This is a genomic window from Streptomyces sp. B5E4 (genome assembly GCF_039871555.1).
Lineage (GTDB): Bacteria > Actinomycetota > Actinomycetes > Streptomycetales > Streptomycetaceae > Streptomyces.
On record NZ_JBDPMI010000006.1, the window covers coordinates 292,467 to 315,352 of the forward strand.

General features: G+C 72.6%; 17 protein-coding genes, 1 tRNA gene and 1 pseudogene. 2 read left to right on the forward strand and 17 right to left on the reverse strand.

The window, feature by feature from the left end:
* Positions 1 to 348: 348 nt before the first annotated feature.
* The gene (locus tag ABGA99_RS11475) at positions 349 to 1,779 is read left to right on the forward strand and encodes a recombinase family protein (protein ID WP_347582576.1); all 1,431 of its coding nucleotides are present in this window, start codon (positions 349 to 351) and stop codon (positions 1,777 to 1,779) included.
* A 120-nt stretch (positions 1,780 to 1,899) separates the two neighbouring features.
* Here the strand turns inward: ABGA99_RS11475 and ABGA99_RS11480 are convergent.
* The 17 genes from ABGA99_RS11480 to ABGA99_RS11560 form a co-directional block, all read right to left on the reverse strand.
* Positions 1,900 to 1,983, reverse strand: a tRNA-Leu gene (locus ABGA99_RS11480).
* Positions 1,984 to 2,197: 214 nt separating this feature from the next.
* Positions 2,198 to 3,223: a sugar phosphate isomerase/epimerase gene (locus tag ABGA99_RS11485; protein WP_347582577.1), complete on the reverse strand. Its 1,026-nt coding sequence runs from the start codon at positions 3,221 to 3,223 to the stop codon at positions 2,198 to 2,200.
* Between the two features lie 28 nt (positions 3,224 to 3,251).
* Complete coding sequence (locus tag ABGA99_RS11490; RefSeq protein WP_347577268.1) at positions 3,252 to 4,631, reverse strand: nucleotide pyrophosphatase/phosphodiesterase family protein; 1,380 nt, start codon at positions 4,629 to 4,631, stop codon at positions 3,252 to 3,254.
* Positions 4,628 to 5,806 (reverse strand): metabolite traffic protein EboE, encoded by a 1,179-nt coding sequence (gene eboE, locus ABGA99_RS11495; protein ID WP_347577269.1) that lies wholly within the window; start codon positions 5,804 to 5,806, stop codon positions 4,628 to 4,630. Before eboE ends, ABGA99_RS11490 begins: the two co-directional genes overlap by 4 nt.
* Before the next feature lie 3 nt (positions 5,807 to 5,809).
* Positions 5,810 to 6,667, reverse strand: a complete 858-nt coding sequence (locus tag ABGA99_RS11500) for a TatD family hydrolase (RefSeq protein ID WP_347577270.1) — start codon at positions 6,665 to 6,667, stop codon at positions 5,810 to 5,812.
* Positions 6,667 to 7,332 (reverse strand): EboA domain-containing protein, encoded by a 666-nt coding sequence (locus tag ABGA99_RS11505; RefSeq protein ID WP_347577271.1) that lies wholly within the window; start codon positions 7,330 to 7,332, stop codon positions 6,667 to 6,669. The genes ABGA99_RS11500 and ABGA99_RS11505 overlap by 1 nt, the downstream gene beginning before the upstream one ends.
* 130 nt (positions 7,333 to 7,462) lie before the next feature.
* The gene (locus ABGA99_RS11510) at positions 7,463 to 8,335 is read right to left on the reverse strand and encodes a sugar phosphate isomerase/epimerase family protein (RefSeq protein WP_347577272.1); all 873 of its coding nucleotides are present in this window, start codon (positions 8,333 to 8,335) and stop codon (positions 7,463 to 7,465) included.
* On the reverse strand, positions 8,332 to 9,792 hold the full coding sequence (locus ABGA99_RS11515) for an SCO3242 family prenyltransferase (RefSeq protein ID WP_347582578.1): 1,461 nt from the start codon (positions 9,790 to 9,792) through the stop codon (positions 8,332 to 8,334). The genes ABGA99_RS11510 and ABGA99_RS11515 overlap by 4 nt, the downstream gene beginning before the upstream one ends.
* Positions 9,789 to 10,940 carry an inositol-3-phosphate synthase gene (locus ABGA99_RS11520; protein ID WP_347577274.1) on the reverse strand — a complete coding sequence of 384 codons (1,152 nt, stop codon included), beginning with the start codon at positions 10,938 to 10,940 and terminating at the stop codon, positions 9,789 to 9,791. Before ABGA99_RS11520 ends, ABGA99_RS11515 begins: the two co-directional genes overlap by 4 nt.
* Positions 10,941 to 11,023: 83 nt before the next feature.
* Positions 11,024 to 12,352 (reverse strand): ThuA domain-containing protein, encoded by a 1,329-nt coding sequence (locus tag ABGA99_RS11525; protein WP_347577275.1) that lies wholly within the window; start codon positions 12,350 to 12,352, stop codon positions 11,024 to 11,026.
* 72 nt (positions 12,353 to 12,424) lie between these two features.
* A complete protein-coding gene (locus ABGA99_RS11530) occupies positions 12,425 to 14,887 on the reverse strand; it encodes a PQQ-dependent sugar dehydrogenase (RefSeq protein ID WP_347582579.1) in 2,463 nt (820 codons plus the stop codon).
* A gap of 197 nt (positions 14,888 to 15,084) precedes the next feature.
* Positions 15,085 to 16,086, reverse strand: a complete 1,002-nt coding sequence (locus ABGA99_RS11535) for a sugar phosphate isomerase/epimerase family protein (RefSeq protein WP_347577277.1) — start codon at positions 16,084 to 16,086, stop codon at positions 15,085 to 15,087.
* 56 nt (positions 16,087 to 16,142) lie between these two features.
* Positions 16,143 to 17,348, reverse strand: a complete 1,206-nt coding sequence (locus tag ABGA99_RS11540) for a Gfo/Idh/MocA family oxidoreductase (protein ID WP_347577278.1) — start codon at positions 17,346 to 17,348, stop codon at positions 16,143 to 16,145.
* A gap of 90 nt (positions 17,349 to 17,438) precedes the next feature.
* Positions 17,439 to 18,488: a substrate-binding domain-containing protein gene (locus ABGA99_RS11545; RefSeq protein WP_347577279.1), complete on the reverse strand. Its 1,050-nt coding sequence runs from the start codon at positions 18,486 to 18,488 to the stop codon at positions 17,439 to 17,441.
* Positions 18,489 to 18,502: 14 nt separating this feature from the next.
* A complete protein-coding gene (locus ABGA99_RS11550; RefSeq protein WP_347577280.1) occupies positions 18,503 to 19,525 on the reverse strand; it encodes an ABC transporter permease in 1,023 nt (340 codons plus the stop codon).
* Positions 19,526 to 21,061 (reverse strand): sugar ABC transporter ATP-binding protein, encoded by a 1,536-nt coding sequence (locus ABGA99_RS11555; protein ID WP_347582580.1) that lies wholly within the window; start codon positions 21,059 to 21,061, stop codon positions 19,526 to 19,528.
* 335 nt (positions 21,062 to 21,396) lie between these two features.
* Entirely contained in the window at positions 21,397 to 22,578 is a 1,182-nt protein-coding gene (locus ABGA99_RS11560; RefSeq protein WP_347577282.1) for an ROK family transcriptional regulator, read from the reverse strand.
* A 181-nt stretch (positions 22,579 to 22,759) separates the two neighbouring features.
* Here ABGA99_RS11560 and ABGA99_RS11565 point away from each other — a divergent pair.
* A pseudogene (locus ABGA99_RS11565) lies at positions 22,760 to 22,886 on the forward strand (sulfurtransferase FdhD); the annotation flags it as partial.

Sequence of the window (22,886 nt, forward strand, 5' to 3'; positions counted from 1 at the left end):
GGGCGATGCTCCGTGTGACCAGGCGCGCGCTACTGCAGTGCCCGCTATCCCAGCGAAGACACATGAGGCACAGCCGGGCACAAGCGGAAGCTGAGGGGAAGAGCGGTATGGCTTCCAGAGCCCCGGGCCTAGCCTCGGCTTCTTACCGCAGGTCAAAGGATGCGCCCGAGCCGTTCCCCCGTGAATGGGGTGGGTTCTCTGGCACTGCGAAACGAGTTTGTCAACTGCTCATCCCCCGAGTGGGCGACCGTCGGTACTCAGCCGCGGTTCGGTGCGCCATATTCGTAGTTGTAGCCCTGCAGTCTCCAGCCCGGCCGGTTCGGGTGGCCACATGAGGGAGGGCACGCCATGGCATCGACGGACACGTTGCCGCTTTTCGACGCACCTGCCGAGGTCGACGCGTTGGGCACGTGGGCGAACCGGCGGGCGGTTGAGCCGGGATTGCCGGACCGGTTGCGGTTCGCCTTCTACGGGCGGGTGTCGACGGAGGACTACCAGGACCCGGAGACCTCCCGGGGCTGGCAGTTGCTGCGTGCGCAGGCGCTGGTCGCCGGGCATGGGCGGGTCACCGCCGAGTTCTTGGATGTCGGGCACAGCCGGGTGCTGCCCTGGCCCCGCCGCCCGGAAGCCGCCCGGCTGATCGACGCCCTGGCCGATCCGGACCGCACCTTCGACGCGGTGGTGATCGGCTCCAGCGAACGCGCCTTCCACGGCAGCCAGTTCGCCGCCATGGCCCCGCTCTTCGAACACCACGGCGTCCGGTTGTGGCTACCGGAACTCGGCGGTCCCGTCGACCCGGGCCTGGCCGGGCACGAGGAGCTGATGATCCTGCTGGGGATCGTGTCCAAGCGGGAGATCGCCCGCGCCCGCCTTCGCGCCCGGACCGCCATGACCGTCCAGGCCCGCGAACAAGGACGCTACCTGGGCGGCCGGCCACCCTACGGCTACCGGCTCACAGACGCCGGCCCGCACCCGAACCGGGCCTGGGCACGCCGCGGCGCCCGCGCCCAGCGCCTGGAAGCCGACCCCACCACCGCACCCGTCGTCTCCTGGATGTTCGCGCAACGCCGCGCAGGCAAGAGCCAGGCGCGCATCGCCCGCGCCCTCAACAACGCGGCGGTGCCGTGCCCGTCCGCATCCGACCCGGAGCGCAACGCGCACCGCAGCGGCAGCCAGTGGACGCTGACCGCGGTGCGCGCAATCCTTGCCAATCCCCGCTACACCGGCCGACAGGTGTGGAACCGCCAGCGCACCGACCAGGAGCTGATCGACCCGGCCAACACCGCCCTCGGCCACCGCGACATCGCCCGCTGGAACCCACCACAGGACTGGGTCATCTCCCGCGAGAAAGCCCACCCGGCTCTGGTCGAGGCCGACTTCGTCGCCGTCCAGGGCACGCGGGCCACCACCACGACGCCGGGGCGCACCTACCTGCTCACCGGACTGCTGCGCTGCGGCCTCTGCGGGCGGCGGATGGAGTCCTGCTGGACCAACGGCCACCCGGCCTACCGCTGCCGCCACGGCCACACCAGCGCCACCGGCCCCGGCACGGGCCGCCCGCGGAACGCCTACATCCGCGAGGACCGCATCCTGGCCCGCCTGCCAGCCCTGCTGCTGCGCCTCGGCCACCCCCGCACCGGGGACCACTCCCCCGGCGACCCCTCAGCTAGAGCGGCGGCGGAGTGGCTGCGCACCCAGGGCATCAACCTGACCTACGACCCGGCGGACAGCTCCCTGACCGCCGGCACCCCGACGAGAGAAAGGATCATCATCGGCTGACCCTCACGCCCGCTGACCAGCACCGGGACCGGCCACAACACAAACGCCCGTCCCCCGCCTGGGCGAGACACGGGCGCCAAACCGGCATGCCCTAATTTCGGCAGATATGTACAAATAGTGTGTCCGAGGGGGGACTTGAACCCCCACGCCCTTAACGGGCACTAGCACCTCAAGCTAGCGCGTCTGCCATTCCGCCACCCGGACCGGGTTGCCGTGCCGCGGCAGAGGGCCGCGGGGCACGGCCAACGATACCAAGGATTCGGGGGCGGTTCGCACCGGTATTTGGTTACGGTACGTGGCTGCTGGTTGCGGGTGGTGACGGGCCGGGCCCCGGCCCGCCGGGGGGGCGGCGGGCCGGGGGGATTCGGGCGGTCGGCACAGGGGCCGGGCCTTGGAGGGGGCGGGGACCGGGGCTGGGTCAGGCGCGGAGGCGGTGGAGGTGGGCGGCGGAGCGGCGGGCCGTGGCGAGGGAGCCGGCCGGGTTGGTGGCGGGGTTCACCGCGTCGTCGCGTTCGACGAGCCAGTTGTGGTACTTGCGGTACCGGCCGCGGGTGACCGTGCCGATGAAGCGCTCGTAGTCGATGTCGCCGTCGCCCACGTCGGTCATGTGGTAGCCGTCCGGGGAGGCCGCGTCGTGCTCGCCGTCCTTGACGTGGAACAGCGGGAAGCGCCGCGGGCTGGCCGTCACGTAGTCCAGCGGGTCGAACGGCGCCGGGGTGCCGTCCGGGCGGACGCTGAAGCGGTGGACGCCGGTGTAGGCCCAATAGATGTCCATCTCCATGAACACCAGGTCCGGGTCCGTCTCGGCCAGCATCAGGTCGTAGATGCGCACCGTCGGGTCGTCGCTGCAGAAGCCGAACTCGTTGCCGTGGTTGTGCTGGTAGAACCGCAGGCCGCGGCGGCGGGCCGCCGCGCCGTAGGCGTTGAACTCGGCCGAGGCGCGCTTGACCCCGTCGACGGTGTTGCCGTAGCGGAAGGGGCCGTCCCAGGTGCCGACGTACGGGAGGTCCAGGGTCTCGGCGTCGTCGAGGACCTGCTCCAGGCTGGTGGCGAAGGAGTAGCCCGCCGGGTCGCCGACGTGGTACGCGACGTGGCTGCCGATGCCGCGCAGGCCGTGGTTGCGGGCCAGGCGGCGGAGCTGGGGCAGGGTGAGGGGGCCGTTGCCCTGGGTGTAGCCGGCGTATTCGACCTGGTCGTAGCCGTAGCGCTCCAGGGCGTCGAAGACCTTGCCGAAGCCGACCGTGCCGACCTGGTCGCGGAGGGTGTAGAGCTGGATGCCGAGGTTGCCGCGCGGGACCGCGGGCGGGCCGTGGCCGCCGCCGCGCGGCTGCGCGGCGGCGCCCGCGGTGCCGGCGATGGCCGCCGCGGTGGTGCCGGCCGCGACGCCGAGGAATCTGCGTCTGTTGACGGCGTGGTCGAGTTCTTCGCTGTTCTTGGTGGACATGGCAACGCTCCTTGACGGGCGGATTCGGCTAGTCGAGGCCGGCGAGCGACAGCAGCAGGGACTTCACGTCGGTCGCCGGCACGGGGCCCGAGGTCGCCCCCGGCCGGGTGGTGAGCAGCACGGGTCCGTCGCGCTCGTCGTCCGGGAGGCGGCCGTGTGTGCCGCGCACCGGGGCTGGGTCGAGCGGGACGACGGCCAGCCGGTAGCGCATCCCGGCCTTCTTGCGGGCGATCGCGGAGACGGCCCGCAGACGTACGTACGGGTCGGTGGGGTCCATGAAGAGCTCGGCGGGGTCGTAGCCGGGCTTGCGGTGGATCTCGACGAGCTGGGCGAAGTCCGGGGCACGGTCGTCGTCGAGCCAGTAGTAGTACGTGAACCAGGCGTCCGGCTCCGCCACCGCGACCAGTTCGCCGGCGCGCGGGTGGTCCAGGCCGTGGGCCTTCTTGCCGGAGTCGGAGAGCACGTCGGCGACGCCGGGCAGCTTGGTGAGGATCTCCCGGGTGGCCTCGATGTCGGCCGGGTCGCGGACGTAGACGTGGGCGATCTGGTGGTCGGAGACCGCGAAGGCCCGCGACGCCCACGGGTCCAGGTACTCCATCCCGTCCTGCGTGTAGACCTCCAGCAGCCCGGCCTTGCGCAGCGCGCGGTTGACGTCCACGGGCGTGGTCGCCTGCGTGATGCCGTACTCCGAGAGCACCACGGTCTCCGCGTCCGCCCCCCGGGCGTCCGCCAGCAGCGGCGCCAGGGCGTCGTCCAGCTCGCGCGCGGCGGCGTGCGAGCGCGGGTCGTCGGGGCCGTAGCGCTGCAGGTCGTAGTCGAGGTGCGGGAGGTAGACGAGGGTGAGGTCGGGGCTGTACGCGTCGAGGATGTGCCGCGAGGCGTCGATGATCCACTGCGAGGAGACGATGCTCGCCGTCGGGCCCCAGTAGTTGAAGAGGGGGAAGGTGCCGAAGGCGGCGGTCAGCTCGTCGTGCAGCTCCGGCGGCCGGGTGTAGCAGTCGGGCTCCTTGCGGCCGTCGGCGTAGTAGATGGGCCGCGGGGTGACGATGTAGTCGGTGTCCATGCCCATCGCGTACCACCAGCCGACGTTGGCCACGGTGTAGCCGGGGTACGCGCGCCGGGCGGCCTCCCACAGCTTGTCGCCGCCGACGAGGGCGTTGTGCTGGCGCCACAGGAAGATCTCGCCCAGCTCGCGGAAGTACCAGCCGTTGGCGACGATCCCGTGCTCCGCCGGCGATGCGCCGGTGAGGATCGTCGACTGCACGGTGCAGGTGACGGCGGGCAGCGGCGGCGTCAGCGCGCTGTGCGAGCCGGCGTCGGCCAGCGCGCGCAGGTTCGGCATGTGGTCGAGGAGACGCGGTGTGAGACCGACGACGTCGACGACGACCAGCCGCTTCGGGGGCGTCATGGAAGCTCCTTCAGGCCGAGCGAGGTGAGCAGGTCGCGGGCGACGGACAGTTCGGCGGCGATGCCGTCGGCGAGCTGTGCGCGGCTGCGCGGCCGCAGGTGTGCGGGCAGAGCCTGCCAGGTGTACGTCTCCACTTCCAGGTGTCGCGTCAGGGGTGCCGGACCGCCGACGAGGCGCGCCAGCGTCTCCTCGAGCACCGGCGTCGTCGCCGTCAGCGGCGGCTCCAGCGGCGCGTGCAGCGGTACGTGGAAGTGGGCGCGCCACGGGCCGTCGTCGGGGAGGCCGCCGGCCAGGGCCTCGTCGAGGTCGTCGGTGGCGCGAACGGTGCCGTCGGCGGCGCGGATCCTGGTCTGGTGCAGGAACCGCGGCTCCGCGAAGGCGGCCAGTGCGGTCCGTACCGCGGGGTCGGCCGGCCGGTCGGCCACCAGGGCCGCCGACAGCTGCGACTTGACGATGGGCAGGCCCGCGCCGGTGATGCCGGCGATGGCGGTGGCCGGGTCCTCGAAGGACGTGGCCAGATGGCAGGTGTCGACGCAGACGCCGATACGTTCCGGCGGCGGCGCGCCCTCCGCGGTGAGTGCGGCGACGGCGTCGGCGGTGGTCTCGACCGTGCAGCCGGGCTCCGGCTCCAGGCCGACGCGGATGGAGCGGCCGGTCAGCTCCTCGATGGCGTCGAGGCGTGCGGCCAGGGTGCCCAGCGCCGTCAGCGACGCCTTGCGGGCGGCGTCGTCGAAGTCGGTGCGCCAGGCGAGCGGGAGGGTGGAGATGGTGCCCTCGGTGACGTCGTCGGGCAGCAGCACGGCGAGCAGCCGGGCCAGCTCGACGGTGTGGTCCAGGCGCTCGGGCTCGGTCCAGTCGGGGCGGTAGACGCGGTACTTGACGACCTCGTCGCCGAACCCCTGGTACGGGAAGCCGTTGAGGGTCACGGCCTCCAGCCCGCGCGCGTCGAGCGCCTTCTTGAGCCGACGCAGCGCGGCGGGGTCGGAGCCCAGGGTGCGGACGGCGTCGCGTGCGAGCCACAGGCCGATGCCCAGCCGGTCGCGGCCGAGCCGGCGGCGCACCGGTTCGGCGTGGTCGCGCAGTTGCGCCATCACCCCGTCGAGATCCTCGGCGGGGTGCACGTTGGTGCAGTACGCGAGATGGACGAGGGAGCCGTCGGGGTGTCGGAAGCGCATGGCTCAGCTTCCCCCTCGCAGGATGGAGTTCCCTTCGTACGTGGCCCCGCCGGCCTCCGGCTTCTCCGGCTCCAGCTCCAGCCGGCCGCTCTGGCCGTAGAACTCCACCGGGTTCTGCCAGAGCACCTTGTCGACGTCGGCGTCGGTGAAGCCGGCGGCGAGCATGGCGTCGGCGGTCCTGCGGGTCTTGAGCGGGTCGCTCTTGCCCCAGTCGGCGGCGGAGTTGACGAGCATCCGCTCGGTGCCGTACTCGCGCAGGATGCGGACCATGCGGTCCTCGTCCATCTTGGTGTCGGGGTAGATGGAGAACGCCGCCCAGCAGCCGCTGTCCCGGGCGGCGGCCACCGTCGTCTCGTTGAGGTGGTCGAGGATGACGCGTTCGGGCGCCAGTCTGGATTCGCGGACGACGTCGAGGGTACGGGCCAGGCCCGCGGCCTTGTCGCGGTGCGGCGTGTGCACCATGGCGGGCAGCCCGTGGTCGGCGGCCAGCTCCAACTGGGCGGCCAGCGCGTGGTCCTCCTCGGGGGTCATCGAGTCGTAGCCGATCTCGCCGACGGCGACGACGTGGTCCTTCAGCAGGTAGCGCGGCAGCTCCTCCAGGACCGGCAGGAGGCGCGGGTCGTTGGCCTCCTTGGGGTTGAGCGCGAGCGTGCAGTGGTGCGCGATGCCGTACTGGGCGGCGCGGAAGGGCTCCCAGCCGAGCAGCGAGTCGAAGTAGTCGTAGAAGCTCTCCGGGGAGGTGCGGGGCTGCCCCAGCCAGAAGGAGGGCTCCACGAGGGCACGCACGCCCGCGTCGTACATGGCGGCGTAGTCATCGGTCGTGCGGGACGTCATGTGGATGTGCGGGTCGAAGATGCGCATCACACCTCCTTGCGGGTCAGGGCGAGTATCCGGTCGAGGTCCGCCGGCACGGCGCGGCCGGCGGCCGTCCGCTCGCGGGCGTAGTCGGTGAGCATGCGGGCGAGTTCCGCGTCGCCCGCGGCGCGGTCGGCCAGGCCCGCGATCTCGTCGGCGGGCACGCCGGTGAACAGGCACTTGAGGACGGCCTGCCGCCAGGCGTGGTCGCCCAGGTGCTCGGCGGCGTACGGGCCGAGGGCGGCGGCGACCAGGCGGGTGTCGTTGGTCCGCAGCGCGTCCTCGATCAGCGGTACGGCGCCGGGGCCGAGGCCCAGGTGCGGCAGCGCGCGCAGCACGGCCCGGCGTTCGGCGGCGTCCCCGCGGTCGTAGACCCGGGTGGCGACCTGCTCGTCGGCGCGGGCGGCGTGCAGGATCAGCACGCGTACGGCGTCGGCGGCCCCGGCGCCGGCGCGGCGGCGCGCGGCGGCGAAGTGGGCCTCCCAGGCGAGCAGTCCGGCGCTGGGGCCCGGGGTGTCGGCGGCGGCGTCGGCCAGCGCGGCGGCGAGCCACTCGCGGGCTTCGGGTGCGAGGCCCGCCTCGACGGACGCGCGCAGGGCGGCTACCGCCGGGGCGGAGGCGATGGCGGGTTCGTCGGCGGATGCGGGTGCGGCGCGATCGGGAGTCACCACTGCGCGGCTCCTTTCACTCGGGTCACGGACGCGGCACGCGGCGCGGAGGTCCCGGCGCACCGCGCGGCCCCGGCGGGCCTGCGGCCCCCGGTCGGCCACGCGACGGCGGTGGCGGGCAGGTACGGGAGGCTCAGCACGGCACGGACCCCCTCGCCCGCGCCTCTTCCTCCGCCGCGCGCAGGAAGCGGATGGAGCTGCTCGCCAGCTCGGGCCCGGCGTGCGAGTGCCGGGGCAGTTCGACGCTGATCAGGCCCTGGTAGCCGGTGGTCTGCAGCGCTTCGAGCACGGAGGGGAAGCCGATCTCGCCCTCGCCGAACGGCAGATGCTCGTGCACGCCCCGGCACATGTCCTCGATCTGCACGTGCGCGAGCCACGGCGCCGCGGCCCGCACGCAGTCGGCGGGCAGCGCCTCCTCCAGGCACTGGCAGTGCCCGATGTCGAGGGTCAGCGCCAGCGCCGGCGGGTCGTCCAGCTCCCCGCGCAGCCGGTGGAACCCGGCCAGGTCGTACAGCAGATGGCCGGGCTCCGGCTCGATGGCCAGCGGGATACCGGCGGCGTCCGCGGCCTGGAGCACCGGGGTCAGTTCCTCGCCCAGCCGCTTCCAGGCGTCCGGCTCCGAGACCCCGTACGGGCGCGTGCCGCTGAAGCAGTGCACGGCGTTGGCGCCCAGCTCGGCGGCGACGTTCACGGCGGTGCGCAGCAGCCGGGAGCGTACGGCGCGGGCCTCGGGGTCGGGGTCGAGCAGGGTGGGGTGGTGCTTGCGGCGCGGGTCGAGGACGTAGCGGGCGCCGGTCTCGATGGTCACCGCGAGCCCGTGCCGCGCCAGCAGCCGCCGCACGGTGGCCGTGCGGGCGGGCAGGTCGGGCGCGAGCGGGTCGAGGTGCATGTGGTCGAGGGTGAGCGCGATGCCGTCGTAGCCGAGGTCGGCGAGGAGCGCGACGGCGTCGGTCAGCCGCAGGTCGGTGAGGCCGTTGGTGCCGTAGGCCAGGCGCAGCCTGCTCATGTGGGGCTCACCTTCCGCGCCAGGCGCCGGGCGATCGGCACGAGGGCCAGCAGCGCGGCGGCGCTGCCGGGTGCGCCGGCGCGGGCGGCGAGGGCGGACTGCAGCGGGATCATCGCGCGGATGCCGCCGCCGACGGCGCGCTGGGTGAGCTGCGGGCTGGGGTTGAGTGCGGCGTGCAGGTACGGGCGGACGGCGGTGGCGGCGTACGCGCCGGCGAGCAGGTCGCCGGGGGTGAGCGCCAGCCGGGGCCCGCCGGGCGCAGGCGCGCCGGTGCCGGCCCGGGGAAGGGGATGCGGTGGCGGCTCGGGTTGCGGATGGGGGTCGTTGCCGCGGCGCAGGGTGGCGGCGACGGCGGTGGTGACGGCGAGGCCGACGAGCGGGACGGCCGTCGACCCGCCCTCGACCTCGCGGCGCGAGACGACGGTGACCGCGTAGGTGTGGATGCCGAGGAGGACGGCGGCGGCGAGCGGCCCGTCGGCCCAGTCGGTGCGGCGGGCGCCGCGCGGCCGGAGCACGGCGGACGGGGTATCGGCGGCCGGCGGTGCGGCCTTGCGCCCCGCGCGGGCTTCCGCGGCCGCGGCGCCGAGGAGCAGGTCCAGGGTGCGGGCGGCGGCCATCGCGGCGGGGCCGGCGGGGGTGCTCTTCAGCTTCAGGTCGTACGCCCACACGGCCCCCGCGAGCGCGGTCGCGAGCGCGAGCGGCCTCTTGCCCGCGGCGGCGGCCAGACCGAGGCTCGCCGCGGTCAGGGCGGCGGCGGCGGTCAGCGCGGCGCGGGGGGTGATCCGGCCGGAGGGCAGCGGGCGGTGCGGGCGCTCGACGGCGTCGACGTCGCGGTCGGCGTAGTCGTTGAGCGCCATGCCCGCCTCGTAGAGGCAGAGGGAGGAGCCGATGGCCAGCGCGGTGCCGCGGTTGGGGCGCAGCCCGGCGGCGGCGGCGCCGGCGAGGGCGTCGCCGGGGATGGTGAACAGCGCGGAGACGCGGAGGAGTTCGGCCCAGGCACGCACCTGGTCGGTCGGCGACGCGGGCTGCTTGCGGCCCTGGGCGCTGCGCGCCTCCGGCTCGGTCGGTCCGGCGGTACGCGGCCGGCGCAGCACGGCGCCGGGGACCGCGGCGGCGAGCAGCGCCACTCCCCCGGCCACGGCGGCGACGGGCCCGCGGCCGGGCGGCGCCCCGCCACGGCCCCGCCGTACCTGCGCGGCCACCCCCGCGGCAGCCGCGCCCGGCACGGCCCCGGAGACGGCGGCGGCCGGAGCGCCCCGCCGGCGCCGGACCGCGCCGCCCGCGCCCAGCGCGAGCAGCCCGGCCCCCGCGGCCAGCGCGGCGGCCGGCGATGCCCTGCGTCCCCGCGTGGTGGCGGCGACGGTGCCCAGGACACCCGCGCCGGCCACGCCTGCGGCCAGCGCGAGCAGCCGGACCCCGCCCGGCCGTGCCGCCCACGTCTCCCGCGCCGCGCTCATCGCGACACCCGCAGGCGGTCCGCGACCGACAGCAGATCGCGCCACTGGTCGGCGAGCCCGGGCGGGCCGTCGTCCGGGTCCTTGAAGAAGAACCCGAGTCCCGGCACGGGACCCGACATCCCGGTCTCGTGGGCGCGGGCGACGATCCGGACGAGGTCGAGGACCAGCGGCGCGGCGAGCGCGGAGTCGCAGCCCTGCCAGATGGTCTGGAGCACCATGCGGGTGCCGAGGAAGCCGTCGAAGACGACGTGGTCCCAGGCGGTCTTCCAGTCGCCGAGGGCCGGGACGTCGTCGATGTGCACCTCGCCGTCGACGCCGGCGCCGAGGGAGTCGACGAGCACCCGCTCCTTGCCGACGTTCTTGGCCGCCGCGGCGGCCGGGTCGCCGGCGAGGTTGGCGCCGTCGCCGCCGCCGAGGAGGTTGGTGCCGGACCAGGCCCGTACCTCCAGCGCGCGCTGGAGGAACATCGGCGCCAGCACCGAACGCAGCAGCGTCTGGCCGGTCTTGCCGTCGCGGCCCGCGTACGGCAGGCCGGAGGCGGCGGCGAGCTCGCGCAGCCGCGGGTGGTGCAGGCCGGTGGAGGGGGTGAAGTTGACATAGGCGCAGCCGGCCTTGAGGGCCGCGGCGGCGTAGCAGGAGGAGGCGGGCAGCGCGTCGCCCTCGGCGACCGGCTCGGTGGAGGCGACGTTGACGACGACGGCGCGGGCGAGGTTGCGCCGGCGGACGAAGTCGGTGATGTCGGCCGCGTAGGAGTCGATCAGCGCGTCCTCGTCGTACGGCTCGCCGGGCTCCGGGCCGCCGTTGCGTATCTCCTCGTCGGCGGCGGCCAGTTCGGCGGCGAGCGCGGCGGGCAGCCCGTGCGGGAGCACGCCGCCGGCGGCGAGCTCGTCCGCGCGCTTGGGCAGCGGGGTGCAGGCCACGTCGTGGCCGCCGAAGACCAGCCGGCCGGGTGCCGGCAGCCCGCAGTCGGCGAACGGCGCGGTCTCGGTGACCATGCCGGCGGCGGGGTGGAGTCCGGCGGCCAGGGCGGCGCAGCCGGTGATCACGGTCGTGGCGACGGAGCCGCGGGCGCCGATGAGCCAGACGCCGGTATCGGCCGTCGCCGGGTTCGCCGGTTGCGGCGCTGTGTCTTGTGGATGGACCGTCACGGCTGCTGCCTCCCACGTGTGTTCAGTTCAGATACACGGTGCGCCCGTGGGCGGGAGGCGTCGTGACCTCCCGCCCACGGCGTTCACGGGAGATCCTTCACCAGGATGTTGCGGAACGACACCTGGTCGTCTGCACCGTGGTTTTGGATCCCGATGTGTCCGTCCGCAAGGCTGCGGGCGGGGTCGGTGTTCGTGAAGTCGTTGATCTTCACGTCGTTGAGCCAGATCTGCAGGTGCTCACCCTCGACGCGCAGTTCGAAGGTGTTCCACTCGCCCGGCGGGTTGAGCGCCTCGTCGCGCGCGGCGATGTCGGCGGACTGGAAGCCGTAGACGGCCCCCGTGGTCCGGTCCGGGGAGTCGGTGGCGTCGATCTGGATCTCGTAGCCGTTGTTCACGGCCGACCAGGGGTCGTCGGAGGGCGGGAACCCGATGAAGACACCGGAGTTGTCGTCGCCCTCCATCCGCCAGTCGAGCTTGAGGGAGTACGAGGTGAACTCCCTGGCCTCGTACCACAGCATGCCCATGCCGCCCTCCGAGGTCAGGGTGCCGTCCTCCAGGCGGAACGAGCCCGGCCCGGCCTGCTTCCAGCCCTCAGTGGAAGTGCCGTCGAAGATCGGAGTGTAGTCGCTCTCGGCAGAACTGCAGTCCGACTCGACGGCCCCGGCGGCGTACTGGATGCCGCCGAGCAGATGGGTGCGGAACTCCGGCTCCGCGTACGACTCCTTGGTGTGGCCGAGACCTGTGTAGAAGGACCGGCCGCTCTCGTACGTCTGGCACCAGGCGATGGGGTGGTCCCCGCCCATGTTCCCGCCGGTGTACGAGCTCTCGTCCAGCGTCGCGAGGACACGGGCCTGCTCGCGCGGATTGGTGCGGTAGTTGTACCACTCGTCGTGGCGGACCCACTCGTCGCCCAGGTGGGCGGTGGCGGGGTGGTCGTGGTCCTCGACCTTGACCGTGGCGGTCTGGTTGTGCGGGTGCGAGTCGAAGTACGCGCCGACGAGGCCGCCGTAGAACGGCCAGTCGTACTCGGTGTCGGCTGCGGCGTGCACGCCGACATAACCGCCGCCCGCGCGCACGTAGTCCTCGAAGGCCCGCTGCTGCTTGGCGTCGAGCACGTCACCGGTCGTGGAGAGGAAGACGACGGCGTCGTACTGCTGGAGGGTGCCGGGCGTGAACGCGCCGGCGTTCTCGGTGGTGTCGACGGTGAAGCCGTTGTCGGCGCCGAGCTGCTGGATGGTCGCGATGCCGTCGGGGATGGAGTCGTGGCGGAAGCCGGCGGTCTTGGAGAAGACGAGCACGCGCTCGCCCTCCGTCTTCTTCGCCGGCTTCTCGGCGACGGCGGACGTGTTCATGGCCATGGTGGTGAGCACGACCGCCGCCGTCGCGAGGGCGAGGCGTCCGGGAGCTTTCATAGGGTGCGCTCCTTGAGGGTCTCGTCGGGTGGGACGCCCCGCCGGCCGGAGCCGGCGGGGCGGTGGGGGGAGCTATCCGGTGGTGAGGGTGAAGTCGTCCAGGTCGTACAGCGAGCCTGCGCCGCCGACGAAGACGAGGTAGAGCTCGGTGGTGCCGTCCGGGGCGCCCGACAGGGGTGCCGTGACGTCCTGGAACGTGTCCCATCCGCCGGTGACGGGTACCTCGGTGGAGCCGAGGAGCGTCCCGCCGGGGGCGCCCGCGCGCACCTCGAGGGTGCCGCCGGAGCCGGCGGAGGCGATCCGGGCGGTCAGTCGGGTGGCGTCCGACAGGAGCCAGGGCTCGAAGGCGATCCAGTCACCGTTGTCGATGTAGCCCACGGACTTGCCTCCGTTGGCCGCCGCCTTGTCGGTGACCTCGACGCCCTGGGAGCTGTCGTAGTGCTCGGCCTGGCGGTGCTTGGGCTGGAGCTTGGCCCGGTCGGTCCCGGTCAGGGTGCCCTGGCCGCCGCCTCCGCCGTCGGTGTACGTGACGGTGAGGCCGCCGTAGAGGTTGGCGTTCGGGTCGTGCTCACCGTCCGCGGTGGTCTTGAGTGTGCCGCTGCATCCGTTGGCGCTGGCCATCTCGTGGCCGTGCGAGTCATGGCCGAGGATGTAGGCGACCCGGACCTCGGTGCAGTCGACCTCGCCGTCCTCGGGGTCGGTGACGGTGACCTCGAAGGGCACGTCGTCGCCGAAGGAGAAGGACTGGCCGTCCCCGGGCTGCTCCAGGGTCACGCTGGGAGCGGTGTTGCCCACGGTGATCTGCACGTTGGCGCTGCCGGTCAGCCCACCGGGGTCGGAGACCGTGAGGGTGACGTTGTACGTGCCGTTCCCGGCGAACGAGTGCGCGGGGTCGGCCTCGTCGGAGGTGGCGCCGTCGCCGAAGTCCCAGGCGTACGTCAGCCCGGCGCTGTCCGGGTCGGTCGTGCCCTCGGAGGAGAACTGCACGGCCAGGGGCGCCTGTCCGGAGGTGACGTCGGCGGACGCCACCGCGGTCGGGGAGGCGCCGCCGTTGATGGTCTCGATGCGGTACAGGGCGGAGTTCTCGTCGCCGCCGAAGTAGCCGGTGCCGTAGTCGAGGACGTAGAGGGCCCCGTCGGGGCCGAAGTCCATGTCCATGACCTGGGTGCCGGCCCAGGGGAAGTCGCTGATGGCGGAGACGGTGCCGTCGCTGCCCTGCTCGACCCGCTTGATCCACTTGCGGCCGAACTCACCGGCGAAGTAGTCGCCTTCGTACTCGGCAGGGAAGGCGACGGCGGAGCCGGCGTCGACCTCGTCCTGACGGTAGACCGGGCCGCCCATCGGGGACTGGGAGCCGTTGCCGAACTCGGGCGGGCCGCCGTTGGGGCCGCCGTAGGGGATCCAGGCGGGCTGGGCGGGGGGCAGCTCGGTCAGGCCGGTGTTGTGCGGCGAGTTGTTCACCGGTGCCGAGCAGTCGAAGGCGCCGCCGGAGGCTCCTGAGCCGAAGTCGTAGTCGATGTAGGCGTCGTTGTCGCCGGTGCAGTACGGCCAGCCGAAGTTGCCGGGCTCGGTGATGCGGGCGAACTCGACCTGCCCTGCCGGGCCGCGGGTGCCGCTCGCAACGCCCGCGTCGGGGCCGTAGTCGCCGAGGTAGACGGTGCCGGTGGCCTTGTCGACGCTCATCCGGAACGGGTTGCGGAAGCCCATGGCGTAGATCTCGGGCCTGGTCTTCTCCGTGCCGGGCGCGAAGAGGTTGCCGGCCGGGATGTCGTACGAGCCGTCCGCGTTGACCTTGATCCGCAGCACCTTGCCGCGCAGGTCGTTGGTGTTGGCCGAGGAGCGCTGGGCGTCGAACGCCGGGTTCCGGTCGGCGCGTTCGTCGATGGGCGTGTAGCCGTCGGAGGCGAACGGGTTGGTGTCGTCGCCGGTGGACAGGTACAGGTTGCCCTCGGCGTCGAAGTCGATGTCGCCGCCCACGTGACAGCAGATCCCGCGGGAGGCGGGCACGTCGAGGATGCCCTGCTCGCTGCCCATGTCCAGGGTGCCGTCGTCCTTCAGCACGAACCGGGACAGCCGGTTCGCGCCGTCGAAGCGTGCGAAGTCGGCGGGGCTGCCCGTCTCGGGGGCGCCGCCGCCGGGGGTGTCGAGGGGCGGGGCGTAGTACAGGTAGACGAAGCGGTTCTGCTCGAAGCCCGGGTCGACCCCGACGCCCTGGAGACCCTCCTCGTCGTTGTTGTACACGGCGAGCTTGCCGGCGACCGCGGTCGTACCGGCGGCGTCCGTGAGCCGTACCGTGCCGTCGCGCGAGGTGTGCAGCACGGACCGGTCGGGCAGCACCGCCATGGTCATCGGCTCGCCCGTCTCGGGCTCGCCCTTGGCCAGCGTCACCTGCTGGAACTCCGCCGCGGCCGGGTCCTGGTGCTCCTCGCCGGGGTGCGCGGCGCCGTTGGCGGACGTGCTCAGCACAAGGGCCGGCACGGCCAGCAGGGCCGCCACCGTCCTCGCGAGCGTTCTCCGGATCTTTCTGGTGTGCACCTGATCTCTCCTGCCGAGAGTGGGGGGTTTATGTCAGGGACATCACAGGAACGTAACCGTCTTTTGCAGGATAGAGAAGCCCTTTGACAGGACTTCAGTTATCTTCATCCTTGATAAGGACAAAGTGCCCCCCGGGCATGCCGGAACGGCCCGGCGGCAGGTGCCGCCGCCGGGCTGCGCTCCGCGTCGCCGCGGCCTCAGTCGCCGCCGAAGGCGGCGTCGAACGACGCCTGCGGAGGCTCGAAGTCGAGCGCCTTGAGCGCCCGCAGCGCCTCCGGCGCACCCTGCAGCCGGTCCATGCCGGCGTCCTCCCACTCCACCGAGATGGGCCCCTCGTAGTCGATCGAGCGGAGCATCCGGAAGACGTCCTCCCACGGCACGTCGCCGTGGCCCGCCGAGACGAAGTCCCAGCCGCGGCGCGGGTCGCCCCAGGGCAGGTGCGAGCCGAGCCGGCCGTTGCGGCCGTCGAGCCGCTTGCGGGCCTCCTTGCAGTCCACGTGGTAGATGCGGTCCTTGAAGTCCCACAGGAACCCGACCGGGTCGAGGTCCTGCCAGACGAAGTGGCTGGGGTCGAAGTTCAGCCCGAAGGCGGGCCGGTGGCCGACCGCCTCCATCGCCCGGTGCGTCGTCCAGTAGTCGTACGCGATCTCGGACGGGTGCACCTCGTGCGCGAAGCGCACGCCCTCGGCGTCGAAGACGTCGAGGATCGGGTTCCAGCGGTCCGCGAAGTCCTGGTAGCCGCGCTCGATCATGTGCGGCGGGACCGGCGGGAACATCGCCACGAGATGCCAGATCGACGAGCCGGTGAAGCCGACGACGGTGTCCACGCCGAAGGCCGCCGCCGCCCGCGCGGTGTCGGCGATCTCGGCGGCGGCCCGCTGCCGGACGCCCTCGGGCTCGCCGTCGCCCCAGATCCGGGCCGGGAGGATGGCCTGGTGGCGCTCGTCGATGGGGTGGTCGCAGACCGCCTGGCCCACCAGGTGGTTGGAGATCGCCCAGCACTTCAGGCCGTACTTCTCCAGCAACTGGTGGCGGCCGTCGAGATAACCGGGCTCGTTGAGGGCCTTGTCCACCTCGAAGTGGTCGCCCCAGCAGGCGAGTTCGAGGCCGTCGTAGCCGAAGTCGCGGGCCAGCCGGCAGACCTCCTCCAGGGGGAGGTCGGCCCACTGGCCGGTGAACAGGGTGAAGGACCGGGGCATCGTGTGCTGCCTCTTTCTCCGGAGTGCCTCCGGGGTGGTCGGCTGATCCGGGTGGGTCAGGGGGCTTGGTCGGCTTGTACCACGGGGGTGAAGACGGCGTTCTTCTCCGCGCTCTCCTCCACGGCCGCCAGCACCCGCTGGACCTGCAGCCCGTCCGCGAAGGACGGCGCGGGCTGTGCGCCGGCGGCGATGGCGTGGACGAGGTCGCGGGCCTGGTGCACGAAGGTGTGCTCGTACCCGAGGCCGTGGCCCGGCGGCCACCACGCCTCCAGGTACGGGTGCTCCGGCTCGGTGACCAGGACCCGCCGGAAGCCGGCGGTCTCCGCCGGCTCCGCGTGGTCGTGCAACTGCAGCTCGTTCAGCCGCTCCAGGTCGAAGGAGAGCGAGCCGTGCTCGCCGTTCAGCTCCACCGACAGGGCGTTCTTGCGACCCGCGGCCATCCGGCTGACCTCGAAGGACGCCAGCGCCCCCGAGGCCGTCCGGCCGGTGAACAGGGCGGCGTCGTCCACCGTGACCGGACCGCGCTCGCCGCCGCCGGCCGCCGCGCCGGAGAGCCCCGCCGCCGCGGACGGCAGCGGCCGCTCCTTGACGAACGTCTCGGTCTGCGCCGAGACGCCCACCAGCGGCTCGCCGGTCAGGAACTGCGCCAGGTCGACGATGTGCGCGCCGAGGTCACCGAGCGCCCCGGAACCGGCCTTCTCCCGCTGCATCCGCCAGGCGAGCGGAAACTCCGGGTCGACGAGCCAGTCCTGCAGGTACGTCACACGCACGTGCCGCAGCGCACCCAGCCGGCCGCGGGCGATCAGCTCGCGCGCGTACGCCAGGGCCGGCACCCGGCGGTAGTTGAAGCCGACCATGGCGAGCTGCCCGCGCTCCCGCGCCCGCGCCGCGGCGTCCACCATCGCCTCGGCCTCGGCGACGGTGTTGGCGAGCGGCTTCTCGCACAGCACGTGCTTGCCCGCCTCCAGCGCGGCGATGGCGATCTCCGCGTGGCTGTCTCCCGGCGTGCAGACGTCGACGAGCTGCACGTCGTCCCGGGTGATGAGCCGGCGCCAGTCGGTCTCCGCGGCGGCCCAGCCCATCTTGCGGGCCGCGGTGGCCACCTTGTCCTCGTCGCGGCCGCAGATCGCGGCCATGACGGGAGTCAGCGGAAGGTCGAAGACCCGGGCGGCGGTCCGCCAGCCCTGCGAATGGGCCGCCCCCATGAACGCGTAGCCGACCATGCCGACGCCGAGCGCGGGTGCGGTCGTGTCGTGGGACATAGAACTCCTTGTCAGTAGGCTGCTTCCGGCGCGCCGCAGCGGTCGTTCCTGGATCTGACGGGCGCTGCGGCTCCTGGCGCTGGATTCCCGTCAGTTGAAGCCGGTCGGCAGGTACTGGTCGATGTTGTCCTTGCTCACGACGGCGGAGTACAGCGTGATCGACGCCGGGATCTCGAACTCGGCCATGCCCGAGACGCCCTTCTGCTGGCCGAGGGCGCGCGCGAGGTCGATCGCGGACGCGGCCATGGTCGGCGGGTACAGGACGGTGGCCTTGATCACCGAGTCGTCGGCCTTGATGGAGTCCATCACCGCCTTGGAACCGGCGCCGCCGACCATGATGAACTCGTCGCGGCCCGACTGGTCGATGGCCCGCTTGACGCCGACGCCCTGGTCGTCGTCGTGGTTCCACATGGCGTCGAACTCCGGCACGGCCTGGAGCAGGTCGGACATCTTGCGCTGGCCCGACTCGACGGTGAACTCGGCGGCCTGCCGGGCCACCTTCTCGATGTTGGGGTAGTTCTTCAGCGCGTCGTCGAAGCCCTTCGTGCGCTGCTGGGTCAGCTCCAGGTTGTCGAGCCCGGCCAGCTCGACGACCTTCGCGTTCTCCTTGCCCTTGAGCTGCTCGCCGATGAACCGGCCGGCGTTCAGGCCCATGCCGTAGTTGTCGCCGCCGATCCAGCAGCGGTACGCCTGCGGGTTGTCGAAGATCCGGTCCAGGTTGACGACGGGGATCCCGGCCCGCATGGCCTTCAGGCCCGCCTGCGTCATCGCCTTGCCGTCGGCCGGCAGGATGACCAGGACGTCGACCTTCTTGTTGATGAGGGAGTCGACCTGGCCGATCTGGGTGGCCGTGTCGTTCGATCCCTCGGTGATGTCGAGGGTGACGTCCTCGTACTTCTCCGCGCGCGAGCGCGCGTTGTCGTTGATGGCGTTGAGCCAGCCGTGGTCGGCCTCGGGGCCGGCGAAGCCGATGGTGACCGGCTTGCCGGGCTTGTCGTCCGAGACGTTCGCCTGCTGCTGCTCGGAGCCGCCGTCGTCGTCGCCCTCGTCATTGCTGGTGCAACTGGTGAGGAAGGCTGCCGCCGAGACACCGGCGGCACCGAAGAGCATGTTTCTACGGCTGAAAGGCGATTCTGCCATGTGAGTACGACCCTTCATTGCGTCGAGGATTTACGCGAAGTGTGGTGCTGGATAAGGACGGCGGCGACGATGATCGCGCCCTTGGCGATCTTCTGTACGTCGCTTTGCACGTTGTTGAGCGCGAAGAGGTTGGTAATGGTGGTGAAGACGACCACGCCCAGCACGGAGCCGATGATCGTGCCCCGGCCGCCGCTGAGCAGGGTGCCGCCGATGATCGCGGCGGCGATGGCGTCCAGTTCGTACAGGTTGCCGTTGGTGTTCTGGCCGGAGCCGGCGAGCACGATGAGCATGAACGCCGCGATGCCGCAGCAGAGCCCGGACAGGCCGTACAGGAGCAGGCGCTGCCGCTTGATGTCGATGCCGGCGAGGCGGGCGGCCTCGGGGTTGCCGCCGACCGCCACGGTGCGGCGGCCGAAGGTCGTGCGGTTGAGCAGCACCCAGCCCAGGGCGGAGACGCCGAGGAAGATGAGCACCAGGTACGGGACGCCGAGGATGCGGGCGTCCGCGTTCCCGAGGTCCAGCACCGCCTGCACCTCGACGATCTGCGTCTGGCCGTCGCTCATCTGCTCGGCGAAGCCGCGCGCGGAGGCGAGCATGGCCAGCGTGGCGATGAACGGCACGAGGCTGCCGTACGCGATGAGCACGCCGTTGACCAGGCCGCAGCCGATACCGACGGCCACCGCGCAGAAGAGCATGCCCGTCAGGCCGTAGTCCTGGGTGGCCTGCGTCGTCGCCCAGACCGAGGCGAGGGCGACGATGGCGCCGACCGACAGGTCGATGCCGCCGCCGATGATGACCAGGGTCACGCCGATGGTGACCACGCCGATCGCCGACGACTGGGTGAGGATCAGCCGGAAGTTGTCGACGTCCAGGAACTGGTCGGGCTTGGTGAGGGCGCCGACCACGACGAGCAGGCCGAGCACGCCGACCAGTGCCAGAAGTCTGAAGTCCAGTTGGCTGTGCCAGCTTGCGGCGTTGCCGTTCCGCTGCGGCTTCTCCGGCGCCGGCGCGGAGAGCGAGTCCGATTTGCTCAACACTTACGAGGTCCCTTCCATGACGAGGTCGAGCACCCGGTGCTCGTCGAGATCCCGGGCCGGGGCGGTGTGCACGACCTGGCCCTCGCGGAGTACGAGGACCCGGTCGGCGAGGCCGAGGACCTCGGGGAGTTCGCTGGAGACGAGCAGGACCGCGACGCCTTCGTCGGCGAGCCTGCGGATGAGTGCGTACAACTCGGCTCGGGCGCCGACGTCCACGCCGCGGGTGGGCTCGTCCAGCAGCAGCACCCGGCAGTCGCGCAGCAGCCAGCGCGCGAGCACGGCCTTCTGCTGGTTGCCGCCGGAGAGCGTGCGGACGGGGGCGTCGGGGTTGTCGGGGCGCAGCGAGAGGTCGCGTACGGCCTCCCGGGCCGCGGCCCGCTCCCCCGACCGGTCCAGCCAGCCGCCGGTGGAGAAGCGGGTGAGCGAGGAGATGGAGACATTGCGGCTGACGGACTCCGTCATCAGCAGCGCCTGGGACTTGCGCTCCTCGGGGGCCAGCCCGATCCCCGCCTTGACGGCGGCGGTGACGCTCCCGGGGCGCAGCGGGCGGCCGTCGACGAGCACCCGGCCCGCGGTCGGCTTGCGGGCGCCGAAGACGGTCTCCAGGATCTCCGAGCGGCCGGAGCCGACCAGGCCCGCGAGCCCGACGATCTCGCCCGGAGCGAGCCGGAGGTCCACCGGCGCGAACTCGCCCTGCCTGGCGAGCCCTTCGAGGGTGAGGACCGGATCCTTGCCCGCGCCCGGCGCCTCGGGCCGCTCGGGGAAGACGTGCGCGACGTTGCGGCCGGTCATCAGGGTGACGATCTCGTTGGTGGACGTGGTCTGCGCCGGCAGCCCGCGGGCGACGGCGCGGCCGTCCTTGAGCACGGTGACGCGGTTGCCGATGCGGCGGATCTCCTCCAGCCGGTGCGAGATGTAGATGACGGCGACGCCCTGCGCGGTGAGGTCGGCGACGATGCGGAAGAGGTTGTCGACCTCGTCGGGGTCGAGCGCGGCGGACGGCTCGTCCATGACGATGAGCTTCACGTCGTGGGAGAGCGCCCGGGCCATGGAGACGACCTGCTGGCCGGCGGCGGAGAGGTCACCGACGATGGTGGCGGCGGATATCTCCGGGTGGCCGAGCCGGGCCAGCAGGTCCTGGGCGGCGGTGTGCGCCTCGCGGGCCTTGATGAAGCCGCCCGAGGCGCGCTCGTGGCCGAGGAAGACGTTCTCCGCCACCGACAGGTGCCTCACCAGGTCGAGTTCCTGGTAGATGGTGGCGATGCCCAGCCGCATGGCGGCCACGGGCGACTTCAGCGCGGTCTCGTCGCCCTGCCAGACGATGGTGCCCTCGTCGGGCTGGTGGGCGCCGGCCAGGACCTTGATGAGGGTGGACTTACCGGCGCCGTTCTGGCCGAGCAGGCAGTGCACCTCGCCCCCCACGACGTCGAGGTCGACGCCGTCGAGCGCGCGGACGCCGGGGAAGGACTTGGTGATCCCCGTCATGGTGAGCAGGGGTGTGGCGGGGGCGGGCGGCGTATCGGACGTGAGCGCCATGTACGGATCTCCTCGGCGGTGCTCCGACTGCGCCTGCGCAGGGGCAGGTTGGGCAGGGTGGAGCGCAAACGGGCGGGTTCACCGGGCGGTGCGGGTGATGCGGGTGGAGTGGTCGGGGGCAGCGGGGTGATGCGGGGGCCTGCGCGGGTGGTGCTGCGGTCGGCCGAGGGTGCTGCGGGAGTTGCGGGTGCTGCGGTGGGTACGGGGTGGTGCTCTTGGTGCCTCTGGTGCTGAGGTGGTGCGTGGGTCGTACGGGGTGATGCACGGGTGGTGCGTGGGTCGGGCCTGGGGTGGTGCGGGCCGTACGGGTGGTACGCGGGTGTCCGCGCCCGGCGTCAGGCGGGCGAGAACAGGTGGTCGCTGGTGAGCCGGGCGGCGCCGATCACGCCCGCGGTGGGGCCCAGCTCGCCGAGCACGATGGGCAGGTTGCCGGTCGCCAGGGGCAGCGACTGGCGGTAGACCTGGGTGCGGATGGCGGCGAGCAGCGTGTGGCCGAGGCCGGTGACGCCGCCGCCGATGACCACGAGCCCCGGGTTGAAGAAGCTGACCAGGCCGGCGATGACCTGGCCGGTACGGGTGCCGCCCTCGCGGATGAGGTCCAGCGCGACCGCGTCGCCCGCGGTCGCCGCCACGGCGACGTCCTTGGCCTCCAGCTCGCCGGACTCCTCCAGCCGGGCGGCCAGTTGCGCGGAGCGGCCCTCGCGGGCGGCGTTCTCCGCGTCCCGGGCGAGGGCGGAACCGCCGAAGTACGCCTCCAGGCAGCCGCGGTTACCGCAGGCGCACGGGCGCCCGTCCACCTCCACCTGGATATGGCCGATGTCGCCGGCGCTGCCGTTCGTCCCGCGGTAGACCTCGCCGCCGACGAGGATGCCGCAGCCGATACCGGTGCCGATCTTGACGTAGAGGAAGTCCCGTACGGCGCGGGCGACGCCGGCGTGCTGCTCGCCCTGGGCCATGATGTTCACGTCGTTGTCGACCATGACGGGGCAGCCCAGCTCCTGGCTGAGCGCCTCGCGGACCGGGAAGCCGTCCCAGCCGGGCATGATCGGCGGCGCGACCGGCACACCCTCGGGGAAGCGGACGGGACCCGGGACGCCGATGCCGGCGCCGTCGAAGCCCTCCGCCACCCCGGAGGCGCGGAGCTTGGCCGCCATCGCCAGCGCCTGCTCGAAGACCGCGACCGGGCCCTCGCGCACGTCCATGGGCTGGGTCAGATGGCCGAGCACCTCCAGCTCCGCGTTGGTGACCGCCACGTCGATGGAGGTGGCGCCGATGTCGACGCCGAGGAAGCGCAGCGAGGGCGCGAGGCGGATGTTGTGCGACCTGCGTCCGCCCCGGGAGGCGGCGAGGCCGTCGGCGACCACGAGCCCGGTCTGCAGCAGCCGGTCGATCTCGACCGCCAGCTTGGAGCGGGACAGTTCCACCTGGTCGCCGAGCTGCGCCCGGGAGTTCGGCCCGCCGTCACGCAGCAGGCGGAGCAGTCGCGCCTGGTGCGCGTTCGCGGGCCGAGCTGTCATGCGCCTCACGCCACTCCTCCCCGGCCTCGCGTACGTCGTTCTCGTACGCCGTTGTCGGCTTTCAACGGGGAACGTAGCAGTGCTTCGCCACTGAGGGAAGAAGTTCTGCAGGAATCGGTATCCACTTTCTCCACCGCCAGGACAAAGATGTGTCGCGATCGGCGGGCGTACGCTGACCGGCATGGGTCGGGTGACGGTGCGGCGTGCGGTGGTGCGGGTGCGTGGGGGGCGGGTGGACCGGCGGGCGGACACGTTGGTGGCGGAGGAGCCGTTGGAGATCCGGTTGGGGGGCCGGGCGTTGGCGGTCA

Coding starts and splice junctions, on each gene's coding strand:
- ABGA99_RS11515 (WP_347582578.1), bottom strand. CDS start 9,792: ATGAGCGCGGCGCGGGAGACGTGGGCGGCACGGCCGGGCGGGGTCCGG.
- ABGA99_RS11490 (WP_347577268.1), bottom strand. CDS start 4,631: ATGACGCCCCCGAAGCGGCTGGTCGTCGTCGACGTCGTCGGTCTCACA.
- ABGA99_RS11510 (WP_347577272.1), bottom strand. CDS start 8,335: ATGAGCAGGCTGCGCCTGGCCTACGGCACCAACGGCCTCACCGACCTG.
- ABGA99_RS11475 (WP_347582576.1), top strand. CDS start 349: ATGGCATCGACGGACACGTTGCCGCTTTTCGACGCACCTGCCGAGGTC.
- ABGA99_RS11500 (WP_347577270.1), bottom strand. CDS start 6,667: ATGCGCATCTTCGACCCGCACATCCACATGACGTCCCGCACGACCGAT.
- ABGA99_RS11555 (WP_347582580.1), bottom strand. CDS start 21,061: ATGGCGCTCACGTCCGATACGCCGCCCGCCCCCGCCACACCCCTGCTC.
- ABGA99_RS11525 (WP_347577275.1), bottom strand. CDS start 12,352: ATGAAAGCTCCCGGACGCCTCGCCCTCGCGACGGCGGCGGTCGTGCTC.
- ABGA99_RS11535 (WP_347577277.1), bottom strand. CDS start 16,086: ATGCCCCGGTCCTTCACCCTGTTCACCGGCCAGTGGGCCGACCTCCCC.
- ABGA99_RS11485 (WP_347582577.1), bottom strand. CDS start 3,223: ATGTCCACCAAGAACAGCGAAGAACTCGACCACGCCGTCAACAGACGC.
- eboE (WP_347577269.1), bottom strand. CDS start 5,806: ATGCGCTTCCGACACCCCGACGGCTCCCTCGTCCATCTCGCGTACTGC.
- ABGA99_RS11540 (WP_347577278.1), bottom strand. CDS start 17,348: ATGTCCCACGACACGACCGCACCCGCGCTCGGCGTCGGCATGGTCGGC.
- ABGA99_RS11560 (WP_347577282.1), bottom strand. CDS start 22,578: ATGACAGCTCGGCCCGCGAACGCGCACCAGGCGCGACTGCTCCGCCTG.
- ABGA99_RS11545 (WP_347577279.1), bottom strand. CDS start 18,488: ATGGCAGAATCGCCTTTCAGCCGTAGAAACATGCTCTTCGGTGCCGCC.